The organism is Aequorivita sediminis (assembly GCF_032080575.2).
Classification (GTDB): Bacteria; Bacteroidota; Bacteroidia; order Flavobacteriales; family Flavobacteriaceae; genus Aequorivita; species Aequorivita sediminis.
Genome location: NZ_JAVLSO020000001.1, coordinates 657,357 through 672,699 on the forward strand (window position 1 = coordinate 657,357; position 15,343 = coordinate 672,699).

Here is a 15,343-nt window from a genome sequence, read left to right on the forward strand (position 1 = left end):
CTTATCTGAGATTAAACTCCAAAATTGCATTTTTGGGTTTTAAGGTTATTAGTGGTTTAATTTCTATAGGTGAATTCTTTTCAGAAATCTTATAGGTTTTTACAATTTCTGCAATCGCTAGTATCATTTCATACATTGCAAAGTTATTACCAATACACATTCTTGGACCAGCACCAAAAGGAAAATAGTGACCCGAATACTCTTTAGCGTTCACATCGGAAAACCGTTCTGGTTTAAATTTCTTTGGCTCATCCCAGTTTTTAGGGTCGGTATGAATCTCTAACAATGAAAATAATAAACTTGAATTTTTCGGAATAAACATCCCTTCAAAAGTATCGTCTTCAATATTCACTCTATCTATAAAATATGCCGGAGGGTAAAGACGAAGTGATTCTTCAATTACATTTTTAGTATATGAGCAATTTTTTATGAACTCCATCAAGCCTGTCGAATTTTCGGATGCCACAGTTATTTCGGAATATAGCTTATCCTGAACTCGAGGGTTTCGAGCTAGTAATTCACAAGTAAATGTAAGTGCATTAGAAGTTGTTTCGTGACCTGCAGTAAACAATATTAAAATTTCATCTATCAACTGTTTATCGTCCATTCCACTTCCATCATCGTACCTAGCGTCTAAAAGCATGTCTAGTAAGTCATCTTCACGAATTCCCGATTGTCTCCTTTCATTAACAAGTTTTTTTAAAATGTTTCTCGCTTCTTTAGTTTCCGCAAGGTGTTTAGAAAGTTCACCGCTTATCTTAAACCACCAGCCCAAATACGGCTGACGCAATTCCTTTACTAGCATTTGTTGAGCAGATTCGGTAATATGTTGAAGTCTTTTTATTTCTCGACTGTCAACCGCACTACTAAAAAGAGATTTTACTACCGTTTGAAATGCAAGGTCGTTAAAAATAGGAAAGATATCTTTGGCTTTAGCTGTTTCAATCTTAGAAAGTTCAATCTCAATTGCACTTTGTATGGCTCCGAGTAAATTAACTAACTGTTTTTTATGAAAGGCAGGTTGGATTAACTTACGTTGTTTTTGCCAAAGTTCTCCTTCTGAAGTAAGCAATCCATTACCCACATACTTAACAAGGTCCCGAGTTTGTATAGGGGATTTTTTAAAATTCTTATGATTTTTCTGAAGCGCATATTGCGCCAAGCCAGCATCACGAGAAAAAATTACTGAATTACCAAACCCGAGCTTCAACCGAAATGTGTCCCCCTTATTTTCAAAATTACTATGATGAAATGGCAGAGGGTTTTTTAAAATCTGAGTGGAGTGAATCAGAAATCGGAAGGCAGAAACCGATGGGATTTTCGTTACTTCCATAGCACAAATTAAAACAATTCACTTTGAGTTGAACCTCTATTCTTGCCAAGATGCTTATAAGCCGCCTCAGTAACTTCCCTTCCCCTTGGAGTTCTCATAATAAACCCTTGTTGAATTAAGAAAGGTTCGTATACTTCTTCTATAGTTTCAGGACTTTCGGAAACAGCGGTTGCAATAGTAGTAATTCCAACAGGTCCGCCTTTAAACTTTTCGATTATTGTAGAAAGAATTTTATTGTCCATTTCATCTAAACCAAAGGCATCTACATTCAAGGCGTTTAACCCAAACCTTGCTATTTCAATATCAATTTTTCCATTTCCTTTTATCTGAGCAAAATCTCTAATTCTACGTAAAAGAGCATTTGCAATACGAGGTGTACCACGGCTGCGTCCTGCTATTTCTATAGCAGCTTCCATAGCGATAGGCACATTTAAAATACTTGCACTACGCTGTATTATTGTAGTTAACAATTCGGTAGAATAGTATTGGAGCCTTGAAGAAATTCCAAAACGTGCACGCATAGGCGCTGTAAGTAAACCTGAACGGGTTGTTGCACCTACTAGCGTAAAGGGATTTAAATTAATTTGAACCGAGCGCGCATTAGGCCCAGATTCAATCATTATATCAATCTTATAGTCCTCCATTGCTGAATAAAGATATTCTTCAACAATGGGGCTTAAACGATGTATCTCGTCAATAAAAAGTACATCCCGTTCATCCAAATTGGTGAGTAATCCAGCAAGGTCACCCGGTTTGTCTAATACAGGACCAGAAGTTACTCTAATATTAACGTCGAGCTCATTTGCAAGAATGTGTGCTAATGTTGTTTTACCTAATCCTGGAGGCCCGTGAAATAGCGTATGATCTAAAGCTTCACCTCTTTGATTTGCAGCTTGCACAAAGATTTGAAGATTTTCCAGTGCTTGATCTTGTCCTGTAAAGTCTTCAAAGCTTAATGGACGTAGTTGTTTCTCAATATCCAATTCCTGTGGGGATAAATTTTCGCCGGTGGGATCAAGGTTTTCATTCATAAAACAAATATAAGGAATCGGCAGATAGGAAGTGTAATTGTAATAACTGTAGAAATAAGAAAAAGCAGAAAAAACAACAAGCCGTGCTAAAAAGCACGGCTTGTCAAATAACTTGTAGTCTCCTCACTTCCTACTCATTATTATCTATTCAAAGATAACATGGTTTAAACTACTAGGAAATACGTGTTACTACTAATATTTTGCGTTAAACAGAGATTAATTAGTGTTCTAATTCATCCTCATTGTCCTGTAATGGTACGTTTTGAGGAACATAATCTTGACCAGCAATTACGTAATCTGTTTCGTCTTTATTAAGTTTACTATAATCGTAAGCCCAACGGTACACATGTGGTATTGGACCAGCCCAGTTTCCATGGATGTGTTTTTGTTCGGCTGTCCATTCTAATGTTGTAGAATTCCAAGGGTTTTTTGGACCTATCTTTCCGTAGAACATAGAGTGGAAGAAGTTGTAAAGGAATACTACTTGTACTGCAATCGTCATAATTGCAAATAGCGTCATAACAACATTAATATCATGTAAGTCATCAAAATATGGGAAACTTGTGTTGTTGTAGTATCTACGGGGTAGACCTGCTAAACCAACAAAGTGCATTGGGAAGAAAATCCCGTAAGCTCCAATTGCTGTTACCCAGAAGTGGATGTATCCTAATTTTTTATTCATCATACGTCCTTCAAACATTTTAGGGAACCAGTGGTAAACCCCAGCAAGAAGTCCATAAAGCGCTGAAATACCCATCACTAAGTGGAAGTGAGCTACAACGAAATAAGTATCGTGAACGTTAATATCTAATGCACTATCTCCAACGATAATACCAGTAAGACCACCTGTAATGAAAGTAGAAACAAAACCGATACTCCATAGCATAGCTACGTTCATCTGTAAGTTACCTTTCCATAAAGTTGTAATCCAGTTAAATGCTTTTACAGCAGATGGAATTGCAATAAGTAATGTGGTAAAAGTAAACACAGAACCTAAGAATGGATTCATCCCTGAAACGAACATATGGTGACCCCATACAATTGTTGAAAGGAATGCAATTGCAAGGATAGACGCAACCATGGCACGGTAACCGAAAATTGGCTTACGAGCATTTGTAGCCATAATTTCAGATACAATACCCATTGCAGGTAGAATTACAATATATACTTCAGGGTGTCCAAGGAACCAGAATAAGTGTTCAAACAACACTGGTGAACCTCCTTGGTGATGCAATACTTCACCCGCAATATAAATATCTGATAAGAAGAAAGAAGTACCAAAGCTTCTATCCATGATAAGCATTAAAGCAGCTGAAAATAATACTGGGAAGGCAACTATACCAATAATAGCAGTTACAAAGAATGCCCAAATTGTTAAAGGAAGACGCGTCATGGACATTCCTTTAGTACGCATATTTAATGTTGTAACGATATAGTTAAGCGAACCTAACAATGACGATGCAATAAATATTGCAATAGAAATCAACCATAATGTCATACCTGCTCCAGAACCTGGAATAGATTGAGGCAAAGCACTAAGTGGAGGATAAATTGTCCAACCTGCTGATGCCGGCCCTGCTTCAACAAATAATGAGAAAACCATTATAGCACTAGAAATAAAGAACAACCAATAAGAAACCATGTTTAGGAATCCTGAGGCCATATCTCTTGCACCAATTTGTAAAGGAATTAATAGGTTACTAAAAGTACCACTCAATCCAGCCGTAAGTACGAAGAATACCATGATAGTACCGTGAATCGTAACTAATGCAAGGTAAACACTAGGATCCATAACTCCATCTGGAGCCCATTTCCCTAGTAACATTTCAAAAATCGTAAAACTTTGGTCTGGCCATGCTAGTTGTATTCTAAACAATAATGACATTAGAATACCAATAGTCCCCATAAACAAACCTGTAATTAGGTATTGCTTAGAGATCATTTTATGATCTTGGCTAAAGATATATTTAGTTACAAATGTTTCTTTATGATGATGCCCATGATCTTCGTGATGATCTTCTATTGCGTGAGCCTGTGCGTGTGCTGACATATCTTTTTAAGCTAAATTTTCTATTAATATTATTTGCTAAGTTGTTCTGCCAAGGTAGGCTGTTCTGCCAACCAAGCATTATATTCTTCTTCAGATTCAACTACAATCTTCATTTGCATATTATAGTGGCTAATACCACAAATCTTATTACAAAGAATCATATAATCAAATTCATAAGGGTCTAGAGGTTCTTCACCAGCAGCTTGAAGCTCTTTACTCTTCTCGGCTCTAATTTCATTAATGTTTTGAACCTTGTTTATAATATGATCTTCTTGACGCATTTCCTCAGTTGTAACTGTAGGGGTAAATGCAAATTGAGTAATCATACCAGGAACACAGTTCATTTGCGCTCTAAAGTGTGGCATGTAAGCAGAGTGTAATACATCCTGAGAACGTATCTTGAATAATACTTTTCTACCGACTGGTAAGTGAACTTCAGTTACAACTTTATCGTCTTGACCGTTAGGGTCAGCAGGATCCACACCTAAAAGGTTTACACCTTCTATTAAACGAACGTTAGCCTCACCTAGGGTGTTATCATTACCACCGTAACGCGCTTTCCAGTTAAACTGTTGAGCATATAGTTCTATAACCAGTGGATCATCATCCTTATCAACATTCATGATATCTGTCCAAGTGAAAAGACCATAAATAATAAGACCGGCAAGAACAATTACAGGAATAATAGTCCAGATAAATTCTAATTTATCGTTATCGGCATAGAAAGTTGCTCTTTTCGTTTTGTTACCTCTGTAAACAAATGCAAAGTAGTGTAACAACCATTGAGTTAGAATACCAGCCGCAAAAATAACAATCATTGAAATCAACATTAAGTTGTCAATTTGCTCACCGTGTTCTGATGCAGACTTTGGTAACAAGGTATCATACCATAACCAAAATGAAACAATAGTTAAGATATAGATAAAGGCTAAAAATGCTAACATTAAATAACCTTGGTGGTTATTGTCTTCATCCGAGGCAATATCAGAATGAGTTGTCGATTTAATCTGAGCCAATCGAAATATCCTGCTTATTTGCCAAACAGAGATTCCAAAAAGGAGAATTACTAAAATTACTAAAAATGCGGTCATCTTTAAATTTCTTCTTTTAAACTAAATGATTAAAAATGGTAGTTTTCACTTTCTTTAATAAATGGGTCGTTCTTAGGTCTAAGAGATACTTTTCCAAGTCCATTTCCAACAACCAAAATGAAAAGCCCTGCAAAGAATAACAATGCAGCTATTTCAGGTATTCCAAAGCCCCAGTTGTGTCCAACTGTTGATGGCATAACTAATAGGAAGACATCTATATAGTGACCTACCAAGATGAATACTGCTGCTATAACAACAAACCATGGAACTTTTTTGAAATCGCTATTCATTAACACAAGCATTGGGAATACAAAATTAAGTATTAGCATTCCAAAAAACAATCCTTGATATTCCTGAATTCGTATAATAAAGTAAGTTACCTCTTCTGGAATATTTGAGTACCAGATTAGCATAAACTGGCTAAACCATAGGTAAGTCCAGAAAATACTAAAAGCAAACATATACTTAGCTAAGTCGTGTAAGTGTCTATCACTTACAAAAGACAATAGCCCTTTGCTCTTTAAGTGAATTGTTACTAAAGCAATCACAGTGATTGAAGAAACAAACATAGTTGCGAATACATACCATGCAAACAATGTACTATACCAGTGTGGAGTCATCGACATAAACCAATCCCAAGCCATTGTAGCTTCAGTTAATAAGAAGAAGATAAGGAAGAATACTGATGCCTTAAAGTTCTTTCTATAGTGATCGAAGTTATTTGCTTCAGCTTGTGCTAAAGAGTTTTTTCTTGAGTAGTAACGGTAAATATTCCATCCTAAAAGATAGATTGCAGCACGGATAACAAAGAATGGGAAGTTAAGGTATCCCGACTTTCCTTGTAAAATTTTATCCTCTGCTACTAAATCAGCATTTTGCCAAGGATAGAAATGTTCTCCTGCAAAAATTACAAGAACAAAAACAATAATTGACCCTGGTAATAAATAAGATGTTATTCCTTCCATTACTCTATATAGTACTGGAGACCATCCTGCTTGAGATGCAAATTGAATTGCGTAAAACACAAGTACACCTAAAGCAATCATCATAAAGAAGAATGCAGCTACGAATGTAGCAGACCAAGGTCTTGTTTGTAATTGGTGTAGTACGTGTTCTTCATGTGATGAAGCTCCGTGACCTTCAGCACTTAAATCGGTTGCGTGCTCCATTGCAGCTCCTGAGTACCCTTCTTCACCTCTTGCAATATCAATGAAGTTAGCAGTATCTTCTTTATGATCTACTGCATGGTTTTCGCCATGGTGAGCCTCTTGTTCTGCTAAAATCTTTTTAACATCATCAATGGTCTTGGGAGTAGTCATAAACCCAAAGATTATTCCTGCAAGCCCTAGGACCATTAGAACAATAGAAAACAGTTTTAATTTACTTGGTAGCGTATACATATCTTTAGCCATTCTCTTTAATAAATCATTAATTACGTTCTACTTTTGAGTAGAGTTGTCATCTGTAACTGAGGTAAGAGACTCCGTTAATTCTTTTTCAGCTTGCACTGTTTCAAGAACACCAGGTTCACCTTTTAAGGATGCTTTTAAGTCCATTACATGCATTGCTATTTGCCAACGTTCTTTTTCAGTTGTTTGCGAAGCATATGAACCCATTGCATTCAATCCATAAGTCTGTACGTGATAAATTCCTCCTGGTACAATTGTACGTCCTGCATCAGCAAAACTTGGAATACCTAAAAACTTTTCACGAGTTGCTAAGATTCCTTTTCCATCTCCTTTATCACCATGGCAAACTGCACAATATATATTGAATAAGTCTGCTCCAACTTTTAAGTTTTCTTCAGTAACCTTATAAGGATTATCAAGTTCAGCTTTAGCTAAATTTAAACCTTCTGTACTGTTTTCATATTCATAAGGAACAAAACCACGAGGAACAGTATTTTCTACTGGCATCATTGCTGATTGTTGCCCTGGGAAAATTTCATACTCTCCATAGGTTTCGTAACCTACCGACTCATACATATTCGGGAAGTACTGATAATTTGGCTTTTTGTCATTAAAACAAGAAGTCAAAACTACAGAGGCACAAATTGCGATTGCTATGTTTTTTAATGTTTTCATACTAGTGGTCCTGCTCATTTTCAATTAAACTAATCTCTGATGCACCTGTGTCATACAAGAATTTAGAAAGCGTTTCAACATCGTGATTGTCTACATCTACTTCCATTAAGAAATGGGCATCAGTAGTACGTGGATCTGGATTTTCTGCTTTTCTAAAAGGCCAAAGCTTACTTCTCATATAAAATGTAATTACCATTAAGTGACCAGCGAAAAATACAGTCAACTCAAACATAATTGGAATGAAAGTAGGCATGTTTTGGTAGAAAGTAAAACTTGGTTTTCCACCAATATTTTGAGGCCAATCTTGAATCATCATATAATTCATCATCAGCACAGCAACTGTTAAACCAAATAATCCATAAAGGAAAGAGGTGATTGCAAGTCGCGTTGGAGCTAGACCTAATGCATGGTCTAATCCGTGTACTGGAAAAGGAGTAAATATTTCAGAAATATGGTATTTTGCCGCACGGGTTTGATTTACAGCCTGCAATAACAGGTCGTCATCCGTGTAAATAGCGTGTATTTTCTTCGCAGCCATAATTATTTGTTGTTTTTTAGGATTAGCGCCTGTCCAGCCCAATCATCACGTTTGGCTCTTCCAGGGAATTCACTAACAATCTCATCTAATAAGTCGTATTCACGGTCAGTCATTCTACTTACCTGATCAAAAGTAAAGATACCAATCTGATGCAGCTTTTGCTCCATTACCGGTCCTACACCATTTATCAGCTTCAAGTCATCTTGTTCTTCTACATCAGGATTAAAAGTTCCTATTGTTGAAAGTAATGAGTCTACTTTTGCTTTATCAGACACAACATTTTGTGAAGCTACAGGCTTTTCAACTACCGGTCCACCATCAAGTGCCCTTACGTGACTAACATCATTCCCGTGTTTCGCACGTAAATTCTTGAATTTTTCACCTGAAGATTTCAATATTGTTTTCACCTCTGCTTGTGCAATTACAGGGAAGGTACGAGCATATAGAAGGAATAAAACAAAGAAGAAACCAATAGTTCCTACGAACGTTCCTATATCAACAAATGTTGGTTGAAACATTGTCCATGAAGAGGTCAACCTATCTTTTGTAATGTTTACAACGATAATGTTGAAACGCTCAAACCACATTCCGATGTTAATCACTAATGCAACAATAAATGTCCAAATAATATTTCTTCTCAATTTCTTAACCCATAAGGTCATTGGAACAACAAAGTTACAGATAATCAATGCCCAGAATGCCCACCAGTAAGGTCCTGTTGCAGCACCGTATGAAAGGTAAGTGTAATCCTCATAAGGAACACCAGAATACCACATCACAAAATACTCAGTAGCATAAGCAACTGTTACAATACCTCCCGTTAGTAGAATTACTTTGTTCATATATTCAATATGAACTATTGTAATATAGTTTTCTAGGTTAGAAACTTTTCTCATTATTATAAGAAGCGTTTGTACCATTGCGAATCCTGAGAAAATCGCACCTGCCACGAAATATGGAGGGTAAATAGTACTATGCCATCCAGGAACTACAGAAGTTGCGAAGTCAAAAGATACAATGGTGTGTACAGAAAGTACAAGTGGAGTCGCTAAACCTGCTAACACAAGTGAAACTTCCTCAAAACGTTGCCAGTCCTTTACACGCCCACTCCATCCAAAACTCAGGATTCCGTAAATCTTTTTCTGGAAAGGGCTTTTAGTCTTATCACGAATCATTGCGAAGTCAGGAAGTAATCCTGTCCACCAGAACACTAGTGATATAGATAAATAGGTAGAAATCGCGAATACGTCCCAAAGAAGAGGTGAGTTAAAGTTAACCCATAGTGATCCAAATTGGTTAGGTATTGGAAGTACCCAATAGGCTAACCATGGACGACCCATGTGAATAATTGGGAACAAACCTGCTTGAACAACGGCGAAAATTGTCATTGCTTCCGCAGAACGGTTTACAGCCATTCTCCATTTTTGACGGAAAAGTAAAAGTACTGCCGAAATAAGTGTTCCTGCGTGACCAATACCTACCCACCAAACGAAGTTAGTAATATCCCAAGCCCATCCAACGGTCTTGTTCAAACCCCAAACTCCAATTCCAGTAGAAACTGTATAAATAATACAACCTAATCCCCATAAAAATGCAATAAGGGCTATGGTAAAAACAATCCACCAAGATTTATTTGCTTCTCCTAGTACAGGAGCTGCTACATCTGCACTGATGTCTTGATAGGACTTTTCGCCCAGAACCAGTGGTTCTCTTATAGGTGCTTCGTAGTGTGACGACATATTTAATTATTAAATAATTGGTTCTTGATTAAATTATTATGCTTCAGAAGTGTTTTTAACTATCATTTGATAGAAAACGTTTGGTTTAGTACCAACATTTTCAAGTAGATAGTACATTCTGTCATCTTTTTTCTTCTTAAGTATTTCTGATTCTTCATCATTTACATCTCCAAATACCATAGCTCCAGTTTCACAAGCATTTGAACATGCTGTTGCAAATTCACCATCTCTTACTGGCCTACCCTCACGCTTAGCGTCTAGTATAGTTTTCTGAGTCATTTGGATACATAAAGAACATTTTTCCATTACTCCACGAGAACGAACTACCACATCTGGGTTAAGTACCATTCTACCAAGGTCGTTATTCATGTTGTAATCAAACTCATCATTTTCACTGTATAAGAACCAGTTGAAACGACGAACTTTATAAGGACAGTTGTTAGCGCAGTAACGAGTACCTACACAACGGTTATAGGCCATATGGTTTTGCCCCTGACGCCCGTGAGATGTTGCCGCAACCGGACAAACAGTTTCACAAGGTGCGTGGTTACAGTGCTGACACATTACAGGCTGGAATGCTACTTCAAGGTTTTCATAGTTTGGCACCTCTACGGCTTCATAACTATCAAAAGCAGGAAGGTTTTCATACATCTCAGCTTCTTCCTTAAAGGTTTCCCCTGCAGAGTAATATCTATCGATACGCAACCAGTGCATATCACGGAATTTTCTAACTTCAGTTTTACCAACTACTGGAACGTTATTTTCAGCGTGACAAGCGATAACACAAGCCCCACATCCCGTACAAGCATTTAAATCTATAGATAAGTTAAAATGAGTACCGATAGTAGTATCGAATGGACTCCAGATATCCGCTTTTTCATCGCGAATTGAAATCGGAGCGTGATCGTAATCTACAACTGGAACAGCATTCCACTCGCTTACATCTTTAGTATTAAAAATTTCTAAAGTAGTATCTTTTATAATATCGTTACTACGTCCAGCCATTGTGCTTTGCAACTGTACGCAAGCAAACTCGTGCATTCCGCTAGCTTTTTCAATATTCACCTTCTGGACATCAGAAAAGTTCTGGTAAAGTGGGTAGGCATTAATACCTGTCTGCATTTCTTCTTGGATAGCAGCCGTTTTACCATAACCTAAAGCTAGACCAACAGATCCTTTAGCTTGTCCAGGTTGAATAATAACAGGAACGTTTTCAAGAACAACACCACCTACCGATACGTTTACATAACTACCGTTTAAGGCACCATTTGCAACGTTCTTATTAACAAGCCCTAAATCTTTAGCGTCTGCAGCTGAAACCGTAAGGTAGTTATCCCAAGATGCTCTTGTAATTGGATCTGGGAACTCTTGTAACCAAGGGTTGTTTGCCTGTTGACCATCACCAATACCTGTTGATGTGTACAATGTCAACTCGTAACCCCCTTCTTGAGACAAAGCTGCAAGCGCACCATGAGATGTGCTTTCCTGCATTAAACCTGAACCTTCAGTAGCTGGTTTAACTTCTTCCATTTTCATTTCTACATTACTAGAAACAAAACCATCGTGAAGCGCTTCATTCCAAGAACCTCCAGACAAAATAGAACTTGTCCAAACTTCTTTAACGTAATCGTAATATTTTTTAGAATTACCTGTCCACTGCAATAGGCTATCTTGGAATTGACGCGTATTAAATAATGGACGGATAGTTGGCTGCGTAAGGCTATAAGTACCTTTCTTAATTTGAGCATCACCCCAAGACTCTAGGTAGTGAGGAGTTGCAGCAACTAATTGTGCCAATGACGCCGTTTCATCTAGTTTCATACTAAATGCAAGACTCATTTCAAGCTTTTGATAAGCTTCAGCAAATTCTTTGTTATTAGGTAGTGAATAAACTGGGTTTACACCTACTGTAATTAATCCTTTTATACTTCCAGAAATAACGCCGTTAACAACACTCATCACTTCGCTAGTACTTCCTTGTCTAACAAGCAATGGTTTATTAACATCCGCCGCCTCACTATTAGCATTAAAATCTAAAGCTAAGGTTTGTGAAGCTACATCTGGTAAACCTGTAACTAATAATGCTTTTCCTCCAGCTTTCTGAAGTTGCGCTTTTGCTTTATTTACTGCATCAGCAATATTTTCTGGTAGGCCAGAAGTACTTCCGCCAGTTAAAGCCTTAAGTATTTGTAATTGTTGAGATGGAGTTGCAGCAACACGTTTATCAGCTTTAGCACCAGTCAATGTAAAGTTAGCCTCAAACTGGATATGTCGAGACATTTTTCCATTTTTAGGGACTCTTCCTTGAGCATATCCTTTGCTATAGCTTCCACCTTGCCAATCTCCTAAGAAATCTGCACCAACAGAAACAATAACTTCAGCTTTTGAAAAATCGTAATCTGGTAATGCGCGAGTTCCGTATTTATTTTGGAAAGCATCTAATGCAGCTGAACTAGACACGGTGTCATAAACAACGTGACGAACATTAGGATACTTAGAAGTAAATTCAGAAATCAACTTAGATGTAGATGGACTCGCGAATGTTTGAGTAAGAAGAACTATATCTTTCCCAGACATTTCGTTCATCTTCTGCGCAATAGCAGTATCAAACTCCGGCCACGACACTTCAGATCCACCAACCATAGGACCAGTTAATCTGTTTTTATCGTATAATGATAAAACCGATGCGTGAACACGAGCATTTACGCTTCCTCCATTTTTAGCTAAATCGTTCTTCTCAATTTTGATAGGACGACCTTCGCGTGTTTTTACCAATATATTGGCAAAATCGAAACCATCCGCCATTGTAGAAGCATAATAATTTGCTACACCCGGAACAATTTCATCTGGCTGAACAACATAAGGGATAGATTTCACTACAGGTCCTTCACAAGCCGCTAAAGTTGCAGCTGCTGTAGAAAAACCTACATATTTTAAGAAATCACGACGCGTGGTAGAAGAAGCAGATAAAGCTTCTTTGTTTCCAAGAAATTCGTCCGTAGGTATTTCAGTTACAAACTCATTGTCTTGTAGCGCCTTCACAATAGTGCTGTCTTCATTCAGCTCTTCAACACTTTTCCAGTATTTCTTGTTTGATGCCATATTGCTATTTGTAATTATCCTTTTTTATTTATTAATAGTGACACTTGCCACACTCCAATCCACCCATTTCGGCGATTGTCAATTTTTCTACACCGTACTTCTTAGAAAGCTCTTCGTGTATCTTAGCGTAGTACTCATTAGACTCTAAGTTAACATTGGTCTCTCTGTGACAATCAATACACCATCCCATAGTAAGTGGTGCAAACTGCTCCATAATCTCCATATTCTCAACTTCACCGTGACACTTCTGACAATCAACTCCAGCTACTGTTACGTGTTGTGAGTGGTTGAAATATGCGAAATCAGGCAGATTGTGAATACGAACCCATTTTACAGGCTTTGTTTCGCCAGTATATGCTTGTTGCTCTGGATCCCATCCAACAGCGTCATATAACTTAGCGATTTCACCATCGTAAAATTCTTTTGAGTACTCTTCAGTAGCAGTATCTTCTGCAACTTCAGAAATATTTTTATGACAGTTCATACAAACGTTTAACGAAGGTATCCCTGCAGTTTTACTCTTTCTTGCTGAACTATGACAGAAATTACAATCTATCTGATTGTCTCCTGCGTGAATTTTATGCGAATAGTGAATTGGCTGAACCGGAGCATACCCTTGATCAACTCCTACTTGCATTAAGTATCCATAAGCGAAGTAGCTTCCAAATAGTAGAAAAAAGATTGAAGTAACCAATACCAAGAATTGATTCTCAGCAAAAGCCTTCCAGATTGGAGTACGCTTTTCTTTTTCTTCATAAACCACCCCATTAGCTTCAGCAATTCTCTTTAAGGTAGTAGATACCATATAAAGAAGAATAACCAACAACAAGAACACAAGAACTAGTGCACCTAACACTAAAGCATTAGAAACACCATCACCCCCTCCTGTAGAAGCAGCACCCCCAGCAGGAACTTCTGCAACGACAGGCGCAGCTTTTGGCTGACTTGTATACGCAAGGATGTTATCGATATCCTCATCAGAAAGTCCTGGGAAAGCCGTCATGACAGCTTTGTTATTTTCTTCAAATAATCTCACTGCTGTTGCATCACCTGAAGCAATAAGAGCCGAACTATTTCGAATCCAGCTGTACAACCAATCACGGTCAAACTTATCGGCCACACCTCTTAAGGCAGGACCAACTGCTTTTTTGTCCATCTTGTGACAGGCAGCACAGTTTGCCTTAAATAATGATTCACCCGCAGCAACATCACCTCCAGCATCAGCCGGCGCTTCCTCAGAAGCAGCTTCCGCTTCATCTTGAGAATACGAGGTAGTTGAAAAAGTTAGTGTAAGCACTAACAATAGAAGTGGCAATTTTGATCGTAGATGTATAAAATTCACCTTTTTCATACTAATGGTTAAATTATTGACGATAGTTTGGCACAGAATTAGTTAGGTTAAGTTTTAACAGAATTACTCTTTCCGTACCGCAAATAAAGGAGCAAAAATACATTATTAAGTCGATTTTGGAAATGCAAACAAAGTGTTAACCATTAATTTATATTAGTTCTAAATAATAAATTTGCGCTTCACTCAGTTATTAAGTTTTACATTTGCATTAAAGATATAATTATATGAAATCATCAACTTATCACAAGATTTTTATAGCCAGCATTTTACTGATTTTAATATCAGCTAGTAGCTATTCACAGAGCGCAACGCTTCAGGTAAATCAGGATCCAAAAATCACACAATTGTTAGATTTGAAAAAGAGTCTTGAAAAAGACAATAAGCTAACAGATGGCTACACCATACAGCTTTATTACGGTGAATTGGATAAAGCCAACCAAATACTACGAAAATACAAGGGTAGTTTTAGCAATTGGCCTGCTTCTATTGAATACGAAACCCCGAACTACAAAGTATGGGCTGGAAGTTTTGATACCCGTATAGAAGCGGAAAGAGCTTTGCTTAAAATACAACAAAGCTTTAGTTCTGCTTTTATCTTAAAGCCAGAAAGAAGAAAGTAACTTTACATTTCCAATTACTCCAGTCTAGAAAACGAAATTTTTTCCATTTTTCTAGACTTCTCAATTTCCATCGATTTATTTTTAAACCAATTTATCATGCAGTAATAGCCGAAAATACTAGCTTACTCATAATGAAATATTATTAAGTTGGGGTTCGTTAAATAGGTTTTTGAAGTTACGGTGAAAGCTAATCCTAGCATCGTTTACACAACCTTTCATAGCATTTGGATAAAACAATATAAGTTGGTTACCTGGAATAAACTACCAAGAAAAACCCAGGCCATTTATATCATAATCTTTTGTTAGGAAACATACTTGGTCATTATATCTATGCTCGCAATTTATTTTACCCCAACCAACAGTATCTTCCTCCTTAAATTTAGTCATTGCCTCCATTGCACAAC

At 37.3% G+C, this 15,343-nt stretch carries 12 protein-coding genes; 1 reads left to right on the top strand and 11 read right to left on the bottom strand.

The window, feature by feature from the left end:
- Position 1 precedes the first annotated feature (1 nt).
- The 10 genes from RT250_RS03010 to RT250_RS03055 form a co-directional block, all read right to left on the bottom strand.
- Complete coding sequence (locus RT250_RS03010; protein WP_313112000.1) at positions 2-1,333, bottom strand: cytochrome P450; 1,332 nt, start codon at positions 1,331-1,333, stop codon at positions 2-4.
- Between the two features lie 8 nt (positions 1,334-1,341).
- Entirely contained in the window at positions 1,342-2,364 is a 1,023-nt protein-coding gene (gene ruvB, locus RT250_RS03015; RefSeq protein ID WP_139855568.1) for a Holliday junction branch migration DNA helicase RuvB, read from the bottom strand.
- Positions 2,365-2,584: 220 nt separating this feature from the next.
- Positions 2,585-4,414 carry a cytochrome c oxidase subunit I gene (locus RT250_RS03020; protein WP_313112003.1) on the bottom strand — a complete coding sequence of 610 codons (1,830 nt, stop codon included), beginning with the start codon at positions 4,412-4,414 and terminating at the stop codon, positions 2,585-2,587.
- A gap of 29 nt (positions 4,415-4,443) precedes the next feature.
- The gene (locus RT250_RS03025; RefSeq protein ID WP_313112005.1) at positions 4,444-5,505 is read right to left on the bottom strand and encodes a cytochrome c oxidase subunit II; all 1,062 of its coding nucleotides are present in this window, start codon (positions 5,503-5,505) and stop codon (positions 4,444-4,446) included.
- A gap of 29 nt (positions 5,506-5,534) precedes the next feature.
- The gene (locus RT250_RS03030; protein ID WP_139855617.1) at positions 5,535-6,905 is read right to left on the bottom strand and encodes a quinol:cytochrome C oxidoreductase; all 1,371 of its coding nucleotides are present in this window, start codon (positions 6,903-6,905) and stop codon (positions 5,535-5,537) included.
- 39 nt (positions 6,906-6,944) lie between these two features.
- A complete protein-coding gene (locus RT250_RS03035; RefSeq protein ID WP_241836853.1) occupies positions 6,945-7,589 on the bottom strand; it encodes a c-type cytochrome in 645 nt (214 codons plus the stop codon).
- 1 nt (position 7,590) lies between these two features.
- Entirely contained in the window at positions 7,591-8,127 is a 537-nt protein-coding gene (locus RT250_RS03040) for a DUF3341 domain-containing protein (protein WP_313112179.1), read from the bottom strand.
- A 2-nt stretch (positions 8,128-8,129) separates the two neighbouring features.
- On the bottom strand, positions 8,130-9,866 hold the full coding sequence (locus tag RT250_RS03045; protein WP_313112007.1) for a helix-hairpin-helix domain-containing protein: 1,737 nt from the start codon (positions 9,864-9,866) through the stop codon (positions 8,130-8,132).
- A gap of 36 nt (positions 9,867-9,902) precedes the next feature.
- Positions 9,903-12,968 (bottom strand): TAT-variant-translocated molybdopterin oxidoreductase, encoded by a 3,066-nt coding sequence (locus RT250_RS03050; protein ID WP_313112008.1) that lies wholly within the window; start codon positions 12,966-12,968, stop codon positions 9,903-9,905.
- 31 nt (positions 12,969-12,999) lie between these two features.
- Positions 13,000-14,319: a c-type cytochrome gene (locus RT250_RS03055; protein ID WP_313112010.1), complete on the bottom strand. Its 1,320-nt coding sequence runs from the start codon at positions 14,317-14,319 to the stop codon at positions 13,000-13,002.
- A 224-nt stretch (positions 14,320-14,543) separates the two neighbouring features.
- On the opposite strand from RT250_RS03055, the gene RT250_RS03060 reads away from it, so the two are divergent.
- Positions 14,544-14,939: an SPOR domain-containing protein gene (locus RT250_RS03060; protein ID WP_313112011.1), complete on the top strand. Its 396-nt coding sequence runs from the start codon at positions 14,544-14,546 to the stop codon at positions 14,937-14,939.
- A 126-nt stretch (positions 14,940-15,065) separates the two neighbouring features.
- Here the strand turns inward: RT250_RS03060 and RT250_RS13605 are convergent, their stop codons facing one another.
- Entirely contained in the window at positions 15,066-15,197 is a 132-nt protein-coding gene (locus tag RT250_RS13605) for a DUF5916 domain-containing protein (protein WP_353963212.1), read from the bottom strand.
- Between the last annotated feature and the right edge of the window lie 146 nt (positions 15,198-15,343).

What these genes read in the sequence shown, in the direction of transcription:
- RT250_RS03030 (WP_139855617.1), bottom strand. Translation starts at nt 6,905, where the DNA reads ATGTATACGCTACCAAGTAAATTAAAACTGTTTTCTATTGTTCTAATG.
- RT250_RS03020 (WP_313112003.1), bottom strand. Translation starts at nt 4,414, where the DNA reads ATGTCAGCACACGCACAGGCTCACGCAATAGAAGATCATCACGAAGAT.
- RT250_RS03025 (WP_313112005.1), bottom strand. Translation starts at nt 5,505, where the DNA reads ATGACCGCATTTTTAGTAATTTTAGTAATTCTCCTTTTTGGAATCTCT.
- RT250_RS03010 (WP_313112000.1), bottom strand. Translation starts at nt 1,333, where the DNA reads ATGGAAGTAACGAAAATCCCATCGGTTTCTGCCTTCCGATTTCTGATT.
- RT250_RS03060 (WP_313112011.1), top strand. Translation starts at nt 14,544, where the DNA reads ATGAAATCATCAACTTATCACAAGATTTTTATAGCCAGCATTTTACTG.
- ruvB (WP_139855568.1), bottom strand. Translation starts at nt 2,364, where the DNA reads ATGAATGAAAACCTTGATCCCACCGGCGAAAATTTATCCCCACAGGAA.
- RT250_RS03035 (WP_241836853.1), bottom strand. Translation starts at nt 7,589, where the DNA reads ATGAAAACATTAAAAAACATAGCAATCGCAATTTGTGCCTCTGTAGTT.
- RT250_RS03040 (WP_313112179.1), bottom strand. Translation starts at nt 8,127, where the DNA reads ATGGCTGCGAAGAAAATACACGCTATTTACACGGATGACGACCTGTTA.
- RT250_RS03045 (WP_313112007.1), bottom strand. Translation starts at nt 9,866, where the DNA reads ATGTCGTCACACTACGAAGCACCTATAAGAGAACCACTGGTTCTGGGC.
- RT250_RS03055 (WP_313112010.1), bottom strand. Translation starts at nt 14,319, where the DNA reads ATGAAAAAGGTGAATTTTATACATCTACGATCAAAATTGCCACTTCTA.
- RT250_RS03050 (WP_313112008.1), bottom strand. Translation starts at nt 12,968, where the DNA reads ATGGCATCAAACAAGAAATACTGGAAAAGTGTTGAAGAGCTGAATGAA.